This window comes from Alteromonas sp. BZK5, assembly GCF_014349115.1.
GTDB classification, from domain to species: domain Bacteria; phylum Pseudomonadota; class Gammaproteobacteria; order Enterobacterales; family Alteromonadaceae; genus Alteromonas; species Alteromonas macleodii.
Map to the genome: position 1 here is coordinate 1 of NZ_JACSOE010000018.1, position 22,349 is coordinate 22,349.

Genomic DNA, 22,349 nt, shown 5'->3' on the forward strand with positions numbered 1-22,349 from the left:
GGATAGTTGCCATAGAGATACCAGCAGCCATTAGACGAGCGTTGCTGGTGCCCTGCGTTGCCATTGTCTCGAAAACACTGATCATACCGGTTACTGTTCCAAGTAGACCGATTAGTGGACACATTGCAATAATGGTTCTGATAATCAGCATTCTAGCGTTTAGGTCGTCTGACGCTTGAGAAATCCACGCGTCACGGATTCTATGCGCATACCATGATGTGGTATCTGCTCGGGCATCCCAATTTGCGATGATGTTTTTCTTCACCTTTGGAAAGACCGAGGTTAAATACCAGTAACGCTCAATCATTAAAACCCACATGAGAAAGAGCGCGGCAGCAACGAAATAAAGTACGTCACCGCCGGTAGCGATAAAGTCCCTGACCGATTCGAATAATCCAATCAGGTAATTCATATTACGCTTTCTCCGACTCTGAGTGAGCAGCTACGATACCCGCAGTTTGCTCATCAAGAATGTGGATGATTGATTTGCTACGAGAAGCTACGATGCTGTGAGTAAGGATTAGAGGCAGAGCCGCGATAATACCTTGAGCAGTAGTTACAAGAGCCATTGAGATACTTCCTGCCATCATACGTGGGTCACCTGTACCGAATAGTGTGATGGTTTGGAATGTCTCGATCATACCTAGTACTGTACCTAGTAGACCTAGTAGAGGAGCAATCGCTGCGAAAATCTTGATAACGTTGATGCCGCTTTCAATTTTTGGAAGCTCGCGAAGAATCGCTTCATCAAGTTTAAGCTCAAGGTTTTCTGCATCAGCAGTCTTGTTCTCTTGGTAAACTTTAAGAATACGACCTAGTGGGTTACCTTCAGAAGGATTGTTTACGTTCTTAAGCTGTGAACGCATTTTGCCACCAGTGATCGTAAGCGTGATCATTTTGTAGATACCAATTAGTAGGCCAATCGCAAGCATAACTGTGATTGTGTAACCAACTGGACCACCAGCATGATAACGCTCAGCCATTGTCGCTTTCTGCTTCAATAGACCAAGGATTGCACCTTGAGAAGGGTCAGCATAGAAAGGAACAAAGCCAGAAGTTGCGTCAATTAGTTCGTCAGCAGAAGCTACGAAGTGACCGTCTGGTTGACGACCTAGAGGCTGAACAACTTCAGCTTCAGCGTCATACGCTAGGTAGCCAGCTTCACCAACAAGGTTGAAAGTACCAACACGAACAACTTCTTGCTGTGAAGAACCACCGTCAAGGTTAACTACTTCTGTAGTGAACTTAACGACTTCACCGCCTTCAGTCATTTCTTTTTGAAGAGCAAACCATAGGTCTTCTAGTTCTTTAATGTTTGGAAGACCTTTAGAGTCTTCTGACATTTCAGCTAGGAACTGGCCACGACCAGGGAATTGTGCACTTACGATAGACGTAGAGATACGGCCATAAGCTTCAGAAGATGCTTGACGTACTACACCGAACATTTCACCAAGTGTACCTGTAGCTTGGTCAAGTTCAGCAGCCTTTTCATTTAGCGTAACTTCATTGTCTGAGAATTGCTTCTGTAGACGGTCGCCACGTGCTTGTTCAGCTTTGAGGTCTGCTTGTGCCTTGCGAAGAAGTGCTTGCTTGTCAGCACGTGCTGATTGGAACTCAGCTTCGCGTTGCTTATCTAGGCGAGCTTCAGAAACGCGGTTCTGTTGAACCTGGTCTAGAAGGTCTTTCAGGCTCTTTGCTTCCTGAGCCTGCGCTCCGGTTGCTGCAACTGCAACTGTCGCAGCGGCTAAAAGAGATTTGAATACTGGTTTCATTAACAATTACTCCGCTGCGCTAATTGGTAGTTTAATCAGATCCGCAGGAATGACGTTGTTAGCCATTTTAACTGCGTCAACAACTGAAGACAGATACTCGTCACCCAGTTTTTCCCATGCGCGGCTTTCGTTGTTCCATACCCACGCGTGAGTCTGGTCAAGAGAAAGTGCAACTAGCGCCGTACGACCAAGGTTAAAGAAGTCAACAGTAACTTCAGTACCCGCGTCGTCGATAGTACCTTGGTAAGAGTTGATCTTAGTACCGTATTCAACTTCTACTAGGTAAGCTTCTAATACCTGACGGAACTGCTCAGAAACAGTTACGTTAGAGTTAGCCATAAGGTCGCGAAGACGCTCAACACGCTGAAGACGCTCGTCTAAGTGAATTGGACGGTCTAGCTTGATGAACTGTTCTAGGCTGTCGATCATGCGGAACATAAGAGGAACGATGCCCTGCTTTGTTTGTTCGATGCTGTCGATCTGACGTTGCAACGAATCGATACCGCGCTGCTGATCTGCAACTAGGCTAGCGATGTAATCGTTGTAGATTTTAAGGTTTTCTGTCTCATCTACTGTTTGACGATACTCAACAAGTAGTTCTTGAGATTGTTCAAACAACGTATTGATTTTTTCTTGAGATTTCGCTGCAGCCGCGTGGATTTTCGCTTCTTCTTTATGAAGATCTTCAAGCGTATCTGCAGAGACTGCGCTACCTGTTAGTGCGAATGCACCCATAACAGTAGAAGCAATAAGAGTTCTCTTGCTCATTTTGGACATAGTTCCCAACCAAATTTCTTATTTGAATCCTCGCCGATAGGAAAATATTCGGGCAAGGGGCGTATAAAACTTTCACAATTTTGTTTCAGGAATGTAGTAATGATATGAAAATGCACTACTACGAACGTGGTATATTCACATGGATTACTCGGTAGAGTCAAGTTAGCAAAGCACTTGCACCTTAGAAGTGGAGGTTAATTGTTCACTCAGCGCCCAATTAATCACCTTTTATGCAATTTGTTTGTTAATAATTTAACTTGAAGGACACGTTACGCATAAAAATTCACAGTTAGTGACTATAAACACGTCCGATTACTTCCTCTTTACGGCACTAATTGTTGTGCCTATTAAACCTTTTTTGTCAACAACGTCTGAAGCGCAAATATCAACAAAATCGTTACACGCTAATTTACTTTTGAGTAACGTAACTTCTTCGGCATCTCTAGCTGCATTAATTAAATCAGATAGTCTAACACCGTGAGATTCTAGCTCTTTGTCGTACTCTTTGAAGATAGTTTCTTTTTGTGAAAACGAAATATTCGGATTCAATACCGTCTTCAAAAGCTTGGGGAAATTTGTATCGTACAATGCTTGTTTATATTCATCGACGAGTTTTCCGACTTTTTCATTCAGCTCTAATCGAATACTCTCTCTATCCTGAGCGGTCTTTTTAGCGTTGCTTAAAGCGCTTACGAGCCGCTTGATATTAATATATCTTCATTTTCTTTTTCAAAGCACTCAGATAGCACTTTGATTTAAACGTAGATCCTTTCGCCCCTCTCCACTTTCTGTTCGTGAACGCCAAATATTAGTTTTCAGTCAATAGAAGTCAACTTATGTCAAGCGTAAAGATTTAGAACACACCATACCTTTCTGCAATAGCAAACAACAGTGATGACTTCATTATATGTTAACTGAAGAGACCTATTTTTGTGTTTCGAAAAAAGTATATTTGCTTGTTAAAGCCTGTTCTAAGCAAATATCTTTGTAATTTCATTGAAAAGTCCAAGAGCGAAAAAATTGGCATCTAGTGTGAGTGAGCTTATTTGAATTTGCAGATTAAGAGTTAACGATTCTACAAGTAATGCAATGGGTTTGTCATTGGCTATTGATCTAGTAAACAAATGAAAAAAGTTGCGCAAGCTTTAATAACATTCGAATGGTAGTTCCACGATGCTATTTAGGTGTGTACCAGAGATGATTAGCGGAATAAAGATACTACATAGTAGGTGTAAACTTAACTTGCTTTGTAGCTTCATTCGAAGAAAAAGTGAAAACGTGATTAAAGATGTCAATTAAGTATAGATTCAAGAAAGCTCTTTGAAAATGATTCGCAAATAAAAAAGCAAGTCAAGTGCTAATGCCTGACTTGCTTTCACTAAAGAACTTAACGCTTTACTTAGAAACGAGCAGTAAAGCTAGCTTGCATATAACGTCCTGTTACATCATAAGCTTCTGACACTGTGTTTATACCAGTACCACCGTTGACCGAGCTTTGGTTAGCTACAGGTGGTTGTTTATCAAAAGCGTTTCTTACTACCAAAGATATGTTCATATCGTCGCTGATTGCATAAGAAGCCGAAACATCATGATAAATAACTGACGGGAATTCGTTATACTCTTCCAGTGGCGCGAAGTTAGTGAAGTTATAGTTATTCCCTTCAACAGAGTCTACTGAAGACGCCCAGTAACGCATTCTCCATGTGAAATTCCAATCTTCATAACCATAAGATAGATTAAGATTAGCGCGATCATCTGGATACAGTACCTCGCCAGCAAAATCCACGGCGTCACCTGATTCAATACCAGTTACTACGTATTCTGAAGTATGATTCCAGATAAAGTTCACACCAAACTGACCGCCTACTAGCTCAGTGGTATACGCTACTTCTACGTCGAAACCTTTAGTGTCGATATCGTTTTCGTTACTCGTACCGCTATGAACTTCAGCAAGTGCACCATTCGCATCGCGTACAACGTCACCACCACAGTTTGGATCGAAATTTGTGCTCTCGAAGCAGCGTCTAACTACCGTAGAACGTGAAGTTGTGCTTATCGCGTCCTCAATCGAAATATCATAGTAGTCTACGGTTAGAGATAAACCATCCATTACTTGCCATACTGCACCAGCACTCCAGTTATCTGAAGTTTCTGGGTTAACATCGGGATTACCACCGACAGTACCGCCAGTACTTTGTGACTCGACTTGTGTTAGAACAAATTCTCCGTCACGCGCAACTCGCGCCGAAATCTCGGGAATAGATAAACAGTTTTCTGCTATCGTACCAGTGCTTTCTGCAGTGATTCCAGAACAAGGGTCTGAAACCCCTGCAAAAGTTTCTCCTCGACCACCAAATAAATCAGCAATGTTTGGAGTTCGTATTGCTGTTGCAGCTGAAGCACGTAGCTTAAGCGTTTCAATAGGTGAGTATTCAACACCTAAATTCCACGTAGTTTCACCACCCACTATTTCGTGGTCAGCATAGCGAGCTGCAGCATCTAGAATCAAGTTCTCTAAAACAGGAATGCTTGTTTCTACGAATACATCGTTTGTGTAAAAACTGCCATCTGTAGCATCTGCTTGGTTAGTGCTTGAAGCACCTACCTGAGCAAAATCACCAGGTTGGAATTGACCTTTCTCTAGACGATGCTCAACACCAACTGCCACGTTAACAAAACCGCCAGGAAGTTCTAGAGGAGTCTCACCAACAACAGTGGCGCCGAAAATAAACTGTTCAGCTTCACCTGTTGCTTTCGCTGGAGTACTTACATATCGAACAGCTTCTTCAGAAACAGTACCTTCTCCCCAGATATTTAGAGGCACACATCCATACAAACGCGCTGTTTCGTCTGCGCACACGATCTCGCCAGTGTCGGGATCTTCAACTACATTGAATGCCTGATACGCACGTTCTAAATTAACTTGGCCACCATTTTCTTGCCATTGGTCGGTCTTACCCCAACTGACAAAAGTATTAAGTGCCCAGTTATCGTCGATATTCCAATCAAGTCCGGTTGCTATGCGAACGGTGTCGCGCTCCATATTAGTTGAACGTGCTCCAAACTCAACCATACGTCTTACAGTCCATGGAATGTTGTCATCCATTGTGAGACCGTCGTTCATCAAGTTTTGTACCAACAAATCTGGAAGCATAGGATTTGACATACTAATGCCACCTGTACCACCACGAGACGGTTTGAAAACGTCTTCTACGTTAAAAGGTGTAGGCTCAATTGTAGAATCATAAGTTTCTGAAGAGTTCCAATTTGCTTCAGCAAAATATTGGACGTCATCATTTAACTCTTGTGTAAAGTTAAACGCAACATATTTACGCTCAAGAGGCGTTACTAATTGACGATAAGATGCACGGTTAAATGAATTTTCAGATCCAACATATGGTGTTCCGTCAGCATTGTAAGACCCAACTCTACCTTGTGGAGGATATGAGGAATTCTGAATATCTACATATTCATCACCGTTTTCATCTAGGAAAACCGCTTGATCATAACGAGAAAAATCTCTATCAGAAGCTTTTAAACCTTTATCGTCATCATACCCCATTGCAATAGTAACGCTTCCAGAGTCCCAAGAGTTACCTGCAGTGATGTTTATTGCATTTTTCTCTCTGTCAGACTCGCTTGAGATGCCGCTAGTCACATTTACTTCAACACCTTCAAAATCTGAGCGAGTGATGATGTTAACCACCCCAGCAACCGCGTCTGAACCATAAATTGCAGATGAAGCACTTTTAAGAATTTCAATACGCTCAATCATTGATGCGGGAATAGAGTTAAGGTCAACTGCGTAACCACTGGAAGGAGATACACCGGATACAAAACGACGACCATTGACCAAAACAAGGGTTCTTGATTCGCCTAAATTACGCAAAGCCGTTGTGTTAAGACCAACTGCAGTAGTTGAAAAAGAACTATTTGATTGATCGCTCGACGCAATTGAAACAGGTGATTGATTTAGTACATCTGCCGCGTTGATTGCACCGATTGATAAAATTTCATTTCGTCCGATTACCGTAATTGGAACTGGTGATTCAATATCGGTACGCTGAATACGAGAACCAGTTACCTGAATCTTTTCAACTGTTTCAGCAGATTGCTCTTCTTGTGCTTGAACAGCACCAGAAAATGAAAAAGCGGACGCAGCACTAAACGCGAACGCTAGCTTGACTGATTTAGCCAGCTTAGAATTTGTAAACATGTATTGTCTCCCTGGACCACTAAAACTCTTAGTGTGTGTTTCTTAAATCGTTTATATAACGAATTATTATTAGTAAGGTCAAAGCCTCACTTTGATAATAACCACATCCTGTGCGAAGGGTCAACTGGGATCAGACGGGTGTTTCACAAAAGTTCAATTTTTTTTTGTCTTTTAACTCTAATCTGTAAATATTAACTTACATTTTACATATACTTTACAACGCTAAGCTTTTTTAGCTCACTTTTCATACACTTCAAACCAAGACTAAAGTTTAATGAACTCATCTATGCGGCGAACAGCAAAATCGATGACGGCCGCTTACAGTTCGAATACTCTACTAATGAATTTCTGAATATGTTTTTTCGAACTTGGGGGGGATATTTTTAGAGTGTGCATGGTCGCTGCTTATCGGCTGTCGAGCCTGATACATACTTGCAGTTCTTACTGCTGTTGTATCTACTTTTCCTGCTTCATATGGAGGTAAAGATAGCAACTCAGTCTCACGAGTAGCGCCTTGCTTTTCGTAAACCCTATTAATTACTTGTTTTATTGTTTCCTGTGGCTGGTCTTGCAAGGTTTCTAGCTGTATTACTATTGGTGCTACCTCTTTAGAATTAGCCAAAATTTTCGCTAATCTAGACTCATTATCAATAAAACTTTTTATTTTTCTAATATCCCAAGACCAATGTAAACTATTACTAAATTGCGTCTTGAATATTGACCATGCGTTATCAATTTCATTTCTTTTGGTGACAACAAAGATTGCTTTATTAAAAACGTGCTTGATAGCATAAGCATATCGCAAGTTACTTAAGCTTTTGTCAACGATCAGGGCATTTGATACCCCATATTCGCTACAAATCTTAAAATACTCGTCAGCTATCATACTGCATTTTTCTTCATCTAAAAGAGCGAGTGTTTTTAGGCGCTCTAGAGCATTTTTAGTTTTTAATACGTTATCTACTGCCATCGGAAAGGCATCTATTTCCCCCACACTCTGCGCTTCTGTATTTTGAATGATGACTTGTTCTACAAGCGTTGTTCCAGTTCGAGGAATTCCCAAAATAAAAATTGGAGAGCTTTTCGTTGAAACACTTTCATCTGTGAAGTTAGAAGGTTTAACCTCTGCGCACTCAACGTTCTCGTTTCTCCAATCCTCAATTAATGAGTAATCGAATGACTTATCCTTTGGTGAGATCGCTCGCATGGTTTCTGCGCACTTTTCAAAATATTGGTAAGCGGTAACCACTTCGAAGGTTTTTAGGTAGGTATTCCCTAAGGCGTTGTAAAAGCATGCTTTGGACACTGATAAAGGGGCCTTGTCCATGCTAGATAATAAGGTATCTAGTTCCTTCTGTAGCTCTTTTGCTTCCTCTGTATCAGACATCGTTGATAATAAGTGGAGTGTTTCCCCTGACGTTGGGACTTTTATTAAGACTTCTCTAAGCGACTGCTTTGCTTGAGTGAAGTAACCCAGTTGATAAGCGAGTACTCCTTTTAAGTGTAATAGCACTACAGACGACGACACTCTGTTGCCGATAGACTGCAGGTATTCGTATGCCAACTCGGTTTTTCCTAAATCAGAGAGCATTCCCAAGGCTTGCGCTACCATTTGATCACTTTGGCTTTGTTCAAGCGCTTTTTCGATACAGCGCTTAGCTAGTCTATAACTGCCAAACGATTTTGCTATTTGCCCTACTCCAACCCATCTTTCTTGTAAAGGTGCTTGTAAGTTGATTAAGTCGCTAACTATCGCCTCAACCTGTGACTTATTGACTGATTTTGAGGCTGAAACTAACTTTTGCAATAGATGATTCATAGTAAAAAAGAAGCCCAGCACTATGCTGGGCTTTCGACCTTGTTTAGAAATTTACTTCTACACTGAAGCGCACGTAACGTGGCGTTTGGAAAGATGTAGGCAACCCGTAACTTGGGTTGTATTCTCCAAGGAATAATCCTTCATCACTTTGTCCAGCATAACGCTCGTTTATTTCGTTAAGCTGAGTAGCATCATCATTGTTGAATAGGTTAAAGATGTCAGCACGAAGCGCTACGTCCGCTTGCTCTAGCTCAATAAGGTATTTCGCACTCAAATCCAAAGTCCAAGTACTAGCGTACGACCTTCAGAGCCACGAGAAACTAACTCACCATCTTTTACAAATGACTCCGCATCATAGTAGCTTGCGAAAAGATCTGTTGGGTGATAACCAAAAGAGTTAAGGGGTCTACCTGATGTCCAACGGAAGTTTGCTCCCAGTGTAAAGTTCTCAAAGAAAAATGCGACGAATAACTGTAAGAAAAAACGCACAAAAGCTTACTTTTCAAACTATTGGAGATAAAACCCCAGTCGTCTTCTTACAGTTTCAGGCAATTCTGGCAATGCACTCTTGGGAAGTAAGAAGGTTGCCATGTTAAAAAAGTCTAAATAGATACGATTAGACTCAGTTGTTTTCTTGAGGTAATGATGTCCTGACGATCCACCAGTGCCAATTTTAGTGCCCAGCATGCGCTGAACCATCATTGCGTGACGATAGCGCCATATCGTGAGTTGCTCGTCTATCTCTGTGAGTGCGGTAATAAGCTGGAACGGCAGATTAAAGATAGGCTCTTCAGAGTACTGCTTTATAAATAATGCAGAAAGCAATGCTTTATGACTCAAGCGGAACTTGCCCTCGCCTCTTAACTTTTCAAAATGCGTATCATCAAACAACGCATCAAAGTTCTCCATCGTTGCTTGTAAGTCTTTTAGCTCTTGTCGCCGCTCTGTATCAGATAGCATGTCACTGGTTGAAATTGTATGATGGTCGTCTTTCAACATTTCGTCTGCCGCATCTTTATAATATTGCCAAAAATCGAAACCTTCCGTTTTTAGAAGCGGCATTCTTGAAAGCCATTTGTCGACCAGCTCAAACAAACTGGGTTTGCTTTCAAGGGTTTCCAATAACGCTCTATCTTTATCAGTCAGACGGTTGTAAAAGCTTTGCTTATCAAAGTCGATTCTGAAATCACGCTTTAGGCCCAGTGATATTTCTAAACGCTTGAACTGTATACTTTGGAAGCCCGACGCGGGCACCAGGTAGTCCCTAAACGACAAAAACTGCTGTGGCGTCATGGTTTCCATGATAGCAATTTGGTCGTTCATTAACTTTTGAATTTGTATCACTCGCTGTAAGCGATGCACCACTAGCGTTAGCTGCTGATCTTTAACCGTCTCTTGATTAAACGTATCAATTACTGCATTTAATTCATGAAGAACCTGCTTGAACCAAAGCTCATAAACTTGGTGAACAATAATGAACAGCATTTCTTCGTGCGCCGCGTCACCGTACTTCTCACTCTGTAAGTCCTGCGCCCCCAAAATCTTATCAAGCTGTAGGTAATCGCCGTAGTAGCAGGGCTCTATATTTTTTTTCATGTCGTTCTTGCCTTATTGCTTTGTTTAACTTTGTAATTCTATAACCGTCGACTCGACATCCACAGAATACAAGCTATACATTATAAGGATATATAGCCAAGGTTCGTGTTGTGCCATTTAGCTTGTATAAAAATGTGTCCAATTCATTGGACAAGCGCTGTATTTTCAGCGCAGCATGTTTGCACACCACAGCACTTTTACGCAGGGCGCTAACAACAATTATAAGGGGAATGAACATGAAACTAGATGACGACATCCATAACTATTATGAACACCTGGTTTTAGAAAGAATCAGTAAGCTGGGGCTCGATACCACGAAAAGTCCTGATTACTTAGCCGACTTGTGCTGTCTTGCCTTAAATCAGGTTCCACCACGTTATATCCGCTACGAAGTAGACATGGCGTTTTACCTGCCTCAGAGCGAACGAAATCAAATGGAAATGAATGTTGAGCATGCTATTAGTAAAGCACTCAAGTACTTAGATGAAATAGAAAAGACTAAAAAAGAAGACGAATAAGGAATTGGGGTGGCGGGCCTCCAGCCACATCCCGGCACATGAGTCGTCTGCTGCGGCTGCTCCCTTCCAGGCCTGACCGGGTTCACAGAGTATCATTGCGGGAGGACCAAAAGCCCACCATAGAAAATCGCATTCAAAGCAAAGTCATTCGCCCCTGCTTGAGTGTGGGGCGCATTATGACTATTTGGTTGAGAGTTTTCAACCCTTTAAAGAAAATCTCTCTTCGGCAATAAGGTTGGCAACGCGGTTTGTCGCCGCCCCTTCTTGCTCTGCACGGGTATAAATTTCTTTTAGCGTTTCGCCGATTTGCTCAATATGTGCGCGAAGCGCTTCATTAGAACTCGATTCCATACGCTGATGGAAGATGTCGATAACGCCACCCGCGTTGATCACGTAATCTGGCGCATACAGAATGCCGCGTTGTTGAAGCAATTCACCAATATCTTCACGTGCAAGCTGGTTATTTGCAGCGCCTGCAATTACTTTGGCTTTGATTTCAGGCAATGACAGATCGTTAATGGCTGCACCCAACGCACATGGCGCTAACACATCCACATCTAAGCTCAGTATTTCTTCTGGCGCTACAGCTGTCGCACCAAATTCAGATACTGCTTTTTCAACACCTTCAGGATAGATATCCGCAACATAAAGCTTGGCACCGTGCTCATGCAAATGCTTTGCAAGACGGTAGCCAACGTGCCCCATACCTTGTATAGCAACACTGACGCCATCAAGGCTGCGCTTCAAGCCGTACTCTACCGTCGCCTTCAATCCCACAAACACACCGTATGCTGTAGATGGAGCCGGGTTTCCGTCAGGTACTTCGCCCGCATAGTGGTATTTAGCATTAACACCAGCGATGTAATCCGACTCGGTTGCCATAGTTTGCAAGTCCGTTACTGAAATACCAGAGTCTTCAGCAGTGAAATACTTTCCGCCCAATGATTCAACAAACTTGCCCATTGCCTTCATCATTTCTGGCGATTTAGCCTTACGAGGGTCGCCGATGATCACAGATTTACCGCCGCCAAGCTCCAAGTTAGCCATGGCTGCTTTATACGTCATCCCCTTTGACAGTCTCAACACATCGGTCAATGCCTCACCACTATTTACGTAGGGCCACATGCGACAACCGCCAAGTGCTGGCCCCAGATTGGTATTGTGTACAGCAATAATGGCGCTCAAGCCCGCCTTCTCGTCATGATAAAACGCAACGTGTTCGTGATTATTGAACTCTGGGTGATCAAAAACTGACATATTTCTCCTGTTAATACTGTGATGAATTAAAGCCTACCCAAGGTCTAGCTGTCACGAAAACGAAACGCCGCTCATTTGGGATGATGTGAGAGTCTGAAGATGATTTGCGGTACACTTATCGGCCTCGCAAAGATCAGCAACATTTTGCCAAGTGTATCCGATTGTTTTGAGGACAGGCCTTGCAAAGTTTGTTAATGAAATTTACAAACTGAAACGCAATAGAATTGATTACAATTTTTCTAGGACAGCTATCCTAGAATTTTTTTTGATATATAATAAACATCATAAAAACGACGGAAACAGTGTTAATGAAATTGGATAAATTTGACCGTGAGATTTTGCGCGTACTTCAGCAAGACGCCACGGTGTCGATGGCAGATTTAAGCCAGCGTGTAGGATTGTCGCATACTCCGTGCTGGAGACGTGTCAAACGAATGGAAGCCGACGGCATCATTCTTGGTAAAGTCACATTACTAAACAGCAAAAAACTGAATTTAGGTGTGTCTGTCTTTATCTATGTCACGTTGAAAAACCATGACGGTGACTCGCTAACCGATTTTGAAAATGCCGTACAAAACATCGATGAAATCGTAGAGTGTCATACCACCAGCGGTGAAAAAGACTATTTACTAAAAGTGATAGTGGAAAGTATTGAAGAGTACGAATTCTTACTTAAAACGAAATTAACTCACCTGCCTCTCGTCGATCACTTAAGCTCAACCTTCGCCTTAAAGCAGGTGAAAAACACCACCGAGCTACCGATTAAACGCCAATAACTTAAAAAAATGGGTCAGAGTACATTTCTACTCTGCCCCGTCAGTCTAAGTGGCGTCTATTTGATTTTCGGGCTTAGCCCGCTCAAAAGCATCTAACTCGTTACAGTTCTTCGCTATCTTACTAATTAAAGGGTAGCGACTCATATCGACGTTAAAACGTTGCGCATTATACACTTGGGGTACTAAGCAAATATCAGCCAGCGTAACATCGAAATCAAAGCAGAACTTTCCAGCTTGGGTCTGAAGACGCTTTTCAATGCCGTCGAACCCCAGCGTTATCCAGTGGGATGCCCACTTCGCCACATCATCTTGTGACGCCTCAAAATTCCCTTTTAACGCATTCAGTACACGTAGATTACCCAAAGGCTGAATATCACACGCGATATCTTGTGCTAGCGCTCTCACTCTGGCTCTCTCTGTTCGATGTTCAGGAACCAGCTGGTGTTCGCCTTCATACCGTTCATCAAGATATTCGATGATTGATAGCGATTGATTCAGAATAATATCTTCGTCTTCGTCAACCAAAGTAGGGACAAGGTGCGCAGGATTGATACGCGTATATTCGCTACTATGCTGCTCGCCACCGTTGTTTACAAGATGCACAGGTACATACTCGTACTCAACCCCTTTCAAATTCAGCGCAATCCGCACGCGGTAAGAGGCGGTCGAACGCCAATAGCCGTAAAGTTTTATACTCATGGTACTACCACACCTATTAAACGTTTTTGGTAGGAGTGCAGGGCTTTGATGAATCTAAACGCTCTACACCCTCTTATAATGATAGTGGGGAAAACAACAACGTGCCTACTGAGTAAACCGCGTTATTACCCCACACTACTTTTTATTTTAAAGTTTTAGCTAAGCGGTTTAACTTGCTGTTCAATGGCGCCAAAAACAGAGTGGCCTTCTTTATCTAGCATTTCTATGCGAATACGATCGCCAAACTGCATGAAAGGAGTAGAAGGTTTGCCGTCTCGAATAGTCTCAATCATGCGCACTTCTGCAATACATGAATAACCCACACCGCCTTCAGCGATGGCAGAGCCATGATCTGTACCCTGTTTATTAGACACTGTACCCGAGCCGATGATAGCACCTGCACCTAGGTTTCTGCTCTTGGCGGCATGCGCGACTAGCTGACCAAAATCAAACGTCATGTCCTGACCCGCTTCAGGCTTACCGAATAGTTCACCATTGTAGGTTGAACGCAAAGGCAAGTGCACTTTGCTATCTTTCCACGCATCACCTAATTCATCTGGTGTTACAGCAACCGGAGAAAAGCTAGACGCAGGTTTTGATTGGAAGAAGCCAAACCCCTTCGCCAGTTCGCCTGGGATTAACCCTCTAAGTGACACGTCGTTAACTAACATAATAAGTCGAATGCGCTCTGAAGCTTGTTCAGGCGTACACGCCATAGGAACATCATCGGTAACAACAGCGACTTCACCTTCAAAATCGATTCCCCAATCATCACTTGGAAGTATGATGTCATCCTCGGGTCCAATAAAGTCATCGGAACCACCTTGATACATCAATGGGTCAGTCCAAAAGCTTTCCGGCATTTCTGCATTACGCGCCTTTCGCACCAATTCCACATGGTTCACATAAGCACTTCCATCAGCCCATTGGTAAGCTCTAGGCAGAGGCGACTCACAGCGAGATGCATCAAACGGCACGCTGTCACACGCATTGTCATTTAGCGCTTGGTATTTCATCTGTAGCTGAGGGGCAATCTCTTTCCAATTATCCAGTGCGTCTTGCATCGTTTTCGCAATGTCCTGTGCACTGCATGCTCGAGAAAGGTCCTTCGACACTACCATTAGGCAGCCATCTCGGGTTTCATTCTTATAGGTTGCTAGTTTCATTGTTCTTTCCTCGAAAAATTATTCATCAGCTTGGCGCTCTTGCCCTGAATAAAAGACCTATATCTTTTTACGCGGCAGCATCACACACAATTCCATGATTATAGTTATGCCACTAGTTGGTGTGCGTTGAGAAGTGATCTGTTGACGAAGTTTTATTTGGCTGTAAGAAAGGGTGTACGCTAGTAAGCCTCTGTTGAGCAGGTATAGCGCTGCCCGCTTGCTCCGTGGGCGATGTAAATTTATCGTAACAGATGAATTGATATTGCTCTGAGGCACAAAAACGCATTAACGATATAAAAATTGGCGTAGACCATTTGCCATTTTTACTTTGCTAAACGAAGTCAAATATACTTGATCACATTGACCTTCACCCTATGGCAAAGGTCGATGCTCCCATATAATTAAAGTTTTACCGTTGCCTTGTTAATGCCGTACTCACGTAACTTATTTGCAATTGCCGTATGACTTAATCCCAGTTTTTTAGCCAATTGACGGGTACTTGGGTAAGAAGGATATAACCGCTTGAGCAAGTCCTTTTCAAACTTCTTCACTTCTTCGTCTAATGTGCCGTCAAAGTTTTCGTCAATATAAGTGACGCTTGGCGCACAACTTGGAAGCTGAATGTCTTCCTTGGTAATCTCCTTACCGTCAAGGAGTGATAACGCGCGATACAACGCATTCTGTAGCTGTCTCACATTGCCCGGCCACGGGTACTGCTGCAGAAAATCAACACAGGATTTACTGAGTTTCGCAGGACGGCGACCTAACTTGGTACTGTGTTGAACGATGAAAGACTCGGCTAGAGGAACGATATCCTGCCTTCTGTCTTTTAAAGAAGGCATAACCAAACTTAGTACGTTTAAGCGGTAGTACAATTCTTTTCTAAATCGTCCTTCTTCTACAAGCTGACCTAAATCACGACAGGTGGTGCAAATAAATCGCACGTCTACCTTAACTGGCTCAGAATCCCCTACTCTTCTAAATTCGCCGTCTTCCAGAACACGGAGCAGTTTAGCTTGAAGCTGAGAAGACATATCAGCAATTTCATCGAGAAGAAGCGTACCGCCTTTTGCTTGCTCTAATAGCCCCACTTTTGCATTAGGCTGATTGAATGCGCCCGCTGCGTAACCGAATAATTCGGTTTCTGCCACGCTGTCAGGTAAAGACGCGCAGTTTAAAGCTAAAAATGCACCTTCACTGCGACGGCTAGACTGATGACATGCTCTGGCAATCATTTCCTTGCCTGTGCCTGTTTCACCAAAAATTAAAATAGGTGCATCCAAATCAGCTATTCGCTTGGCTTCATGAACGACTCGCTTCATAAACGGAGATTGAGTGACAAAGCGGTCAAAGCTATCAGTGGGAGACTGGTGGAACGCGGTAAATTGCTGTCCTAGTCGCATCTCTGATTTTAATATCACCACAGCACCTGCCATGATCATATTCTGCTCGCCGTCAGGTACGGTAATAGGCAGCATATCGGCTAGGTAATCCTGTTGAATAAACTTCACTTTCGAAGACTGAGGGCCAGGCGATTTACCGTCCATCCATTTGGTAAAGTTAAAGCCTTTCACAACTTCGCCAATTTCAATGCCTTCTATTTCGCTACTCGGAATTTCTAGCCCCGCGCACACCGCTTCATTGCATAGCAAGATATTGCCTTTGGCGTCGATAGAAAACACAGGGTCGGGCAACGTTCTTAAAATAGCGGAAAGCTGATTTTTTTCACGCTCTCCTGGCATGAAAAGCGTCGTCTTCACATCGTCGATACCATCGATGCGGCGAATTTGAGGCATGAGGTGTTGAAAATCTGCAAATTCGATATTGGGAAAATTAAGGAAAATTTTTCCCGCAGGGTCAATTTCAATACCGCGTAAATCTATTTCTTTAGTAACGAGAATATCTAAAACATCTTGAGTGATACCAAGACGGTCCTGACAGCTTATTTCTAGACGCATAGGGTGTTATAGCTATTTTGTAAACATATATGTACAGAATACCATACTTTTACAAAAAGATAACAAGATAAATGTTACAGATGGTTAAATTTGCGATGAATCACACATTTAAGAACGCGCAGAGAGCATGATTAAAAGGCCGCACATACCAAATAAAAAAAATGCCGCTTCAATGAGCGGCATCCTATATAAAACACATTTGATTAACAATAGTACTAGCTGGCTTTTTTCTCTTTCGGTGGGAAAAGTGGGGAAAATAACCCTAAGGTTTTCGCTTTTTGTACTAGCGCCATGATATCCATCTCTGCTAATTCGAACAAATGATCGAACTCTGGCAGAATGTAATAAAGAGGTTGCATAATATCGATACGATAAGGCGTACGCAGAGCATCGATAGCAGTAAGTGGATTGCGCAACGGCGTGTCGCTGTCTAACGCATAAATAGTTTCGCCAGGTGAAGACAATATACCACCACCATATATCTTTAACTCATCCTTAGCCCTAACCAGTCCAAACTCTACGGTAAACCAATAAAGACGCGCTAAGTAAACTCGGTCTTCTTTACTGGCCGCTAAGCCCAACTTGCCATATGTATGGGTAAAATGAGCAAAGGCTGGGTTTGTTAACAGCGGACAGTGACCGAATACCTCATGAAAAATATCCGGCTCCTGCAAATAATCGAATTCTTCTCTGGTGCGAATAAAGGTGGCAACAGGAAATTGCTTATTCGCCAGTAATCTGAAAAATTCGCCAAAATTAATTAACGCAGGCACTTCAGCTGTTTGCCAACCCGTTTTCTCCATCAGTACTTTGTTGATGTCGGGTAGCTGAGGAATTTCCTTTTCATTTAACTTCAACAAATCAAGCCCGTCCAAGTATTCTTGGCACGCTCTTTCTTTCACCAGCGGAATTTGTCTCGCATAGAGTTCAGACCAAATTTGGTTCTCTTCGTCTGACCAATGGATAATGCCATTCTCGTCAGATTGTCTCGACTGGTATTGCGTTGATTTTGGCATAACTTCTGTAACCAATAAGAGTTGAAAAACTTGTTTATCAGTCTAATGAAATTCGCGACGTCGAAAAGTATAAGCCCTCACGAGCGACTCGATTTTGCTGTAACAGGAATTTTACAAAACCAAGCAAACACATTGTTTTATATAACAAAAAGCCGCTCATTACGAGCGGCTTCATTCAAGTTTGCTTGGTGCGCCATCGCCAATTAAAGGCGGCTAATTTCTTTATTGAGTTGATATTCGCGAGACGTTACATAAGTTTCCATTTTACGAAGTCGAACTTCTGCTTTTTCAAAACGATTGCGAATATCGTGAAACGCTTGTTTTGGTGGCTCGCCCGCCTGCCAAACTTTCGTTTTCACTTCCACTTTTGGGCTTTTTACCTGACCACCGTTGGGATTTGTCCATCCCTTACCTTTTGAGAAAACAGGTTGCGTTGGTGCATTTTTTAATCCAACAGGTTTTTTATCGAGGATGAACCAAGCTGCAATGTATGCAACAAAGATGAAAGGTCCGGCTAACAAGAAGAAACCTGTTACAACTAAAATCCTTACTAACCAAGTTTCTAAGCCGAAATATTCAGCTACACCCGAGCACACGCCTGCAATTCTTGCATTTTCTGGGTTGCGATAGAGCTGCTTACCGTTTCTCATGCTCTATTCCTCCACTCAGGTGCCTCGCTGTCTAAAATGGCCTCTAGAGTTTCAATGCGTTCGCTCATTTTCTCGGCTTTTTCGGCTAAGTCTTGCAAAGATGCGTGCTCTTCTGCACTCAACCCCTGATTCACTTGCTTTTTGCTTCGATAGTGTAATATTAGCCAAATTGGAGCAACGAATATTGAAAACACCACAAGGGGCATCACCAACATTGCAATCGTACCTTCATCCATCTCAATCTCTCCTACAAACTCTGATGTAATTACCCTCCTTCCGATTTCACATCAGGAGGGTACACCCTATTCTTATTATTCTGATTTTTCGGTGCTTGTGCTTGTGTTTGCACCTTTTACTTTCGCTTTAAGCGCAGCAAGTTCGTCTTCAACTTTGTCACTGGCCTCTAGTTCAGCAAACTCATCCTGTAACGTTTTCTTACCTAGATCGTAAGCTTCAACCTGCGACTCAAGGTCATCGATTTTACGCTCATATTGCTCAAAGCGTCCCATCGCATTGTCTACTTTAGTGCTATCCAGCGTCTTTTTCACTTCAAGACGAGAGCTTGCAGTTTTCTGGCGCATAATAATCGCTTTTTGGCGACTCTTCGCATCCGCTAGCTTTTCTTGAAGCTGACCAATTTCATCCTGAAGTTTGCTGATTTGCTCATCAACAATGGCCAGTTCTTTACTTAACGCTTCAGCAGCTTCTGCAGACTTCTTCTTTTCCTGCAGCGCAGCACGCGCCAAGTCTTCTCTGTCTTTACTCAAAGCAAGCTCAGCTTTGGCTTCCCAGTCACTTGCATCGCTTTCATACTTTGCAATTTGATTAACAATTTCTTTTTTGTTGGCTAAGGTCTTTGCTGATGCTGAGCGCACCTCAACCAATGTGTCTTCCATTTCCTGAATGATTAATCTAACCATTTTCTCAGGATCTTCCGCTTTATCTAAAAGCGCATTAATATTCGAATTCACAATATCTGTAAAACGCGAGAAGATACCCATAATAATTACCTCTTGCTAAAAATGGTAAGTGTTTAAAAAACACCACACTTGATAAATAGGTTACTCTTGGTGTTAATTGTATTCAATATACTTGCCAACTTTATAACAGTGCTAACCTGCTATTTTTCATACACTTTTTATAAGTTCAAATAATACTCGTTTCTCAATATGTTTTGTTCTACACTATTAATTGGTCGAAATGACTAACTTTTGAGGGATTTAATGAGTAGGTATCGACAGCAAGATAATTTACTTGGCCAAGCGAATAGTTTTCTAGAAGTTTTAGAGCAAATTTCACAAATTGCATCGCTAGATAAACCTGTGCTGGTCATAGGTGAGCGAGGCACAGGTAAAGAGCTTATTGCCGCGCGACTTCACTTCTTATCTAAACGCTGGGATCAGAACTATATTAAGCTTAACTGTGCTGCCTTAAGTGAAAGCCTATTGGAGAGTGAATTATTCGGTTATGAAGCAGGTGCGTTCACCGGTGCCTCAAAACGCCGCGAAGGTCGCTTTGAAGTGGCCCACAACGGCACCTTATTTCTTGATGAACTGGCTAATACTTCTGGCCTTATTCAGGAAAAGCTACTGCGCGTTGTCGAATATGGCGAATTTGAGCGCGTTGGCGGAAGCAAGTCAGTAAAAACTGACGTACGCCTTATTGCAGCAACAAACGAAGACTTACCCACGCTTGCCGATGCAGGTGAATTTCGTGCAGACTTACTCGACCGACTTGCCTTTGACGTAATTACCATTCCTCCGCTACGCGAGCGTAGGGAAGATATCATGATGTTGGCAGAAAACTTTGCTATTAATATGGCCCGTGAAATGGAAATGGAATTATTCAGCGGCTTTACAGAGAAGGCGAAGCGGACCCTTCTTGATTACGACTGGCCAGGCAATATACGTGAACTAAAGAACGTGGTCGAACGTGCAGTATATCGAACAAATAACCCTCATCTGCCCGTACATGAAATCGTTCTTGACCCCTTTGAGTCAGCTTATCGCCCTAAAGGCAGAGTGAAGACCAATGACAGAGTGAATACGCCCGTCTCACCCGTTACTCAATCCCCTTCAGAGGCCGCTGCCACCAATGAACGCATTGAAAGTGCAGACATTACGCCACTGGCACCAGTGAAAAAGCCAGAAATTGTTGAATATCCCATAGATTTGAAAGAACGTTCTCAACAACATGAGATAGATATGATAAAACAGGCACTTGCTGACAGTCAGTTTAATCAGAAGAAGACTGCTGAAAAATTGAGCCTGACGTATCATCAGCTGCGAGGCTATCTCAAAAAATATAACTTACTAGATTCTTCCGCGGAAAGCGTCGAGGCGTAAAGCATGTCCCATGGTTTGGTAAAGCGTTTGTCATTATGTATATGTACAGCGCTTCTTGTTGCATCCTGTGCTAAGCAGAACAAACAAGCGTTTTACAATACGGGTATTATATACTGCTCTGAAAGCAATCCAGTTACCTTCAATCCGCAGCTAGATACATCAAGTACAACGTCAGATGCATCTTCACACCAACTCTACGACAGATTGCTTGATTTCGACCCTGAGTCTGGCCGCATCGTGCCTAGTTTGGCGAGTAGTTGGTTAGTGAGTGATGACGGTCTTACCTACGCTTTTCAACTGAGAAAGGATGTATGGTTTCACAATACGCGCTACTTCACGCCAACACGAAACTTTAGCGCCGACGATGTTATCTTCAGTATAGACAGATGGCGCCTACGCTCCCATCCATACCATTACGTATCTGGTGGGCGCTATCCCTACTTCGAAAGCATAGGCCTTGCACAAAATATCGCGTCGGTAGAGCGCGTAAACGGCTACCGCGTTGAAATTACACTTAAGCGCAGGGATAGCTCATTTTTGGCAAATCTAGCAACCGATTTCGCCGTTATCTTATCAGAAGAATATGCTAACCAGCTGGCACAGACCGGCACGCCAGGCAAAATCGATGAGCTTCCAGTAGGTACTGGCCCCTTTAAATTCGATAGCTATCGCAAAGATCATTTCATTAAGTTCCTGCGCCACGACAATTATTGGCGTGACCAGATGGAAGATGCGCGCACGAGTGATGAAGCCCTAAGCTATAACAATACTGTAGAGAGTGCCAACCAAGAGGTTGAAAATGGCCAAGGTGGCGAAGATACTGTTCAAGATGGTACAGCACAAAACGGTGACGAAACGCGCCCTGTTGTAGAGCAGCTTATATTCGACATTACGCCAAGAAGCTCACTGAGACTGGCTAAATTAATGACAGGTGAATGTGACGCTACCGCTTTTCCTGCACAGACTGAACTTGAAGTGATTCGGGCAAAAGAAGATCTGACGCTAGCGGAAAAGCCAGGACTAAACATTGGATTTTGGGCGTTTAACACTCAACGCCCTCCTTTTGATAACCCAGATGTAAGACGTGCGCTAGCGGCCGCAATCGATAAGAACACATTGCTAGAAGCGGTATATTTCGACAGTGCTACTAGAGCTAAGACCCTGCTGCCTGCGGCAAGTTGGGCGTTTCAAAATGACGCAGACGATACCGCCTACAATCCAGTTCTAGCGCGCAAATTATTAGCTGACGCCGGTGTTAAGGCCGGCTTTTCTATGACGATATGGGCTATGCCTGTTGAACGCTCTTACAATCCTAACGCAACGAAGATGGCCGAGCTCATTCAGCGTTATTTACGTGATGTAGGCGTAGAAGCAACCATTGTCAGTTACGATTGGACTACCTTCAGACGCCATCTTCAGGAAGGTCTGCACGACTCGGTATTAATTGGTTGGTCTGCCGACAACGGAGACCCAGATAACTTCTATCGTCCGCTATTGAGCTGTGGTGCTATACCCTCAGGTACAAATCGTGCCATGTGGTGCAGTGAAGACTATGATAAATTACTCAACGACGCCCTTCAGACAGATGATATTGAAGAGCGCACAGCTATATACCGGCAAGTTAACCGATTATTATACGAACGCCTTCCTCTTGTTCCCATCGCACACGCCTACCGCTATCAGGCATACAGGAATGAACTAGAAGGAATGACCATTAATCCCTTTGGCGGTGTACGCTTTGGTGGAGTAAAAAAAGCACTGTGATCCAGATCCTCGTAAGATAC

General features: G+C 43.0%; 21 protein-coding genes and 1 other RNA gene. 4 read left to right on the forward strand and 18 right to left on the reverse strand.

The features are described from left to right. The 9 genes from BIZ39_RS07280 to BIZ39_RS07320 form a co-directional block, all read right to left on the reverse strand. Positions 1-412, reverse strand: a 412-nt coding sequence (locus BIZ39_RS07280; RefSeq protein ID WP_187446682.1) for a MotA/TolQ/ExbB proton channel family protein, incomplete at its 3' end; no start/stop codon positions are given. 1 nt (position 413) lies between these two features. Next, positions 414-1,772, reverse strand: coding sequence for a MotA/TolQ/ExbB proton channel family protein (locus tag BIZ39_RS07285; RefSeq protein ID WP_014978639.1), 1,359 nt, complete (start codon positions 1,770-1,772; stop codon positions 414-416). 6 nt (positions 1,773-1,778) lie between these two features. Then, positions 1,779-2,540, reverse strand: a complete 762-nt coding sequence (locus BIZ39_RS07290; RefSeq protein ID WP_014948702.1) for a DUF3450 domain-containing protein — start codon at positions 2,538-2,540, stop codon at positions 1,779-1,781. A 321-nt stretch (positions 2,541-2,861) separates the two neighbouring features. Continuing rightward, a complete protein-coding gene (locus BIZ39_RS07295; RefSeq protein WP_187446683.1) occupies positions 2,862-3,098 on the reverse strand; it encodes a hypothetical protein in 237 nt (78 codons plus the stop codon). Between the two features lie 850 nt (positions 3,099-3,948). Beyond that, positions 3,949-6,765, reverse strand: coding sequence for a TonB-dependent receptor plug domain-containing protein (locus BIZ39_RS07300; protein WP_187446684.1), 2,817 nt, complete (start codon positions 6,763-6,765; stop codon positions 3,949-3,951). Positions 6,766-7,102: 337 nt separating this feature from the next. Next, positions 7,103-8,572, reverse strand: a complete 1,470-nt coding sequence (locus BIZ39_RS07305; RefSeq protein ID WP_187446685.1) for a tetratricopeptide repeat-containing sulfotransferase family protein — start codon at positions 8,570-8,572, stop codon at positions 7,103-7,105. Between the two features lie 55 nt (positions 8,573-8,627). Beyond that, positions 8,628-8,858, reverse strand: a complete 231-nt coding sequence (locus BIZ39_RS07310) for a hypothetical protein (RefSeq protein WP_187446686.1) — start codon at positions 8,856-8,858, stop codon at positions 8,628-8,630. Beyond that, entirely contained in the window at positions 8,855-9,073 is a 219-nt protein-coding gene (locus BIZ39_RS07315) for a hypothetical protein (RefSeq protein ID WP_187446687.1), read from the reverse strand. The genes BIZ39_RS07310 and BIZ39_RS07315 overlap by 4 nt, the downstream gene beginning before the upstream one ends. A gap of 18 nt (positions 9,074-9,091) precedes the next feature. Then, a complete protein-coding gene (locus BIZ39_RS07320) occupies positions 9,092-10,180 on the reverse strand; it encodes a tryptophan 2,3-dioxygenase family protein (RefSeq protein WP_187446688.1) in 1,089 nt (362 codons plus the stop codon). A 236-nt stretch (positions 10,181-10,416) separates the two neighbouring features. Between BIZ39_RS07320 and BIZ39_RS07325 the strand changes: the two genes are divergently transcribed. After that, positions 10,417-10,698 (forward strand): late competence development ComFB family protein, encoded by a 282-nt coding sequence (locus BIZ39_RS07325; protein WP_014948691.1) that lies wholly within the window; start codon positions 10,417-10,419, stop codon positions 10,696-10,698. 15 nt (positions 10,699-10,713) lie between these two features. On the opposite strand, the gene ffs is transcribed toward BIZ39_RS07325, so the two are convergent. Continuing rightward, positions 10,714-10,810, reverse strand: an RNA gene (gene ffs / locus BIZ39_RS07330) — signal recognition particle sRNA small type. A gap of 86 nt (positions 10,811-10,896) precedes the next feature. Further along, positions 10,897-11,955: a Glu/Leu/Phe/Val dehydrogenase dimerization domain-containing protein gene (locus BIZ39_RS07335; protein ID WP_014948690.1), complete on the reverse strand. Its 1,059-nt coding sequence runs from the start codon at positions 11,953-11,955 to the stop codon at positions 10,897-10,899. 308 nt (positions 11,956-12,263) lie between these two features. Between BIZ39_RS07335 and BIZ39_RS07340 the strand changes: the two genes are divergently transcribed. Next, positions 12,264-12,731, forward strand: a complete 468-nt coding sequence (locus tag BIZ39_RS07340; RefSeq protein ID WP_014948689.1) for an Lrp/AsnC family transcriptional regulator — start codon at positions 12,264-12,266, stop codon at positions 12,729-12,731. 45 nt (positions 12,732-12,776) lie between these two features. Here BIZ39_RS07340 and maiA read toward each other — a convergent pair whose 3' ends face one another. The 7 genes from maiA to pspA all read right to left on the reverse strand — a co-directional run bounded on the left by maiA (position 12,777) and on the right by pspA (position 19,221). Then, entirely contained in the window at positions 12,777-13,430 is a 654-nt protein-coding gene (maiA, locus tag BIZ39_RS07345; RefSeq protein ID WP_187446689.1) for a maleylacetoacetate isomerase, read from the reverse strand. Positions 13,431-13,585: 155 nt separating this feature from the next. Further along, entirely contained in the window at positions 13,586-14,596 is a 1,011-nt protein-coding gene (locus BIZ39_RS07350; protein WP_014948687.1) for a fumarylacetoacetate hydrolase family protein, read from the reverse strand. A gap of 401 nt (positions 14,597-14,997) precedes the next feature. Continuing rightward, positions 14,998-16,554, reverse strand: a complete 1,557-nt coding sequence (tyrR, locus tag BIZ39_RS07355) for a transcriptional regulator TyrR (RefSeq protein ID WP_014948686.1) — start codon at positions 16,552-16,554, stop codon at positions 14,998-15,000. Between the two features lie 215 nt (positions 16,555-16,769). Then, a complete protein-coding gene (phhA, locus tag BIZ39_RS07360; RefSeq protein WP_187446690.1) occupies positions 16,770-17,570 on the reverse strand; it encodes a phenylalanine 4-monooxygenase in 801 nt (266 codons plus the stop codon). Positions 17,571-17,773: 203 nt separating this feature from the next. Beyond that, entirely contained in the window at positions 17,774-18,220 is a 447-nt protein-coding gene (pspC, locus tag BIZ39_RS07365; RefSeq protein ID WP_014948684.1) for an envelope stress response membrane protein PspC, read from the reverse strand. After that, on the reverse strand, positions 18,217-18,456 hold the full coding sequence (pspB, locus tag BIZ39_RS07370; protein WP_014948683.1) for an envelope stress response membrane protein PspB: 240 nt from the start codon (positions 18,454-18,456) through the stop codon (positions 18,217-18,219). The genes pspC and pspB overlap by 4 nt, the downstream gene beginning before the upstream one ends. A 75-nt stretch (positions 18,457-18,531) precedes the next feature. After that, positions 18,532-19,221, reverse strand: a complete 690-nt coding sequence (gene pspA, locus BIZ39_RS07375) for a phage shock protein PspA (protein WP_187446691.1) — start codon at positions 19,219-19,221, stop codon at positions 18,532-18,534. A gap of 222 nt (positions 19,222-19,443) precedes the next feature. Between pspA and pspF the strand changes: the two genes are divergently transcribed. After that, positions 19,444-20,565 carry a phage shock protein operon transcriptional activator gene (gene pspF / locus BIZ39_RS07380; protein ID WP_187446692.1) on the forward strand — a complete coding sequence of 374 codons (1,122 nt, stop codon included), beginning with the start codon at positions 19,444-19,446 and terminating at the stop codon, positions 20,563-20,565. 3 nt (positions 20,566-20,568) lie between these two features. Then, entirely contained in the window at positions 20,569-22,329 is a 1,761-nt protein-coding gene (locus BIZ39_RS07385; RefSeq protein WP_187446693.1) for an ABC transporter substrate-binding protein, read from the forward strand. Positions 22,330-22,349 lie beyond the last annotated feature (20 nt).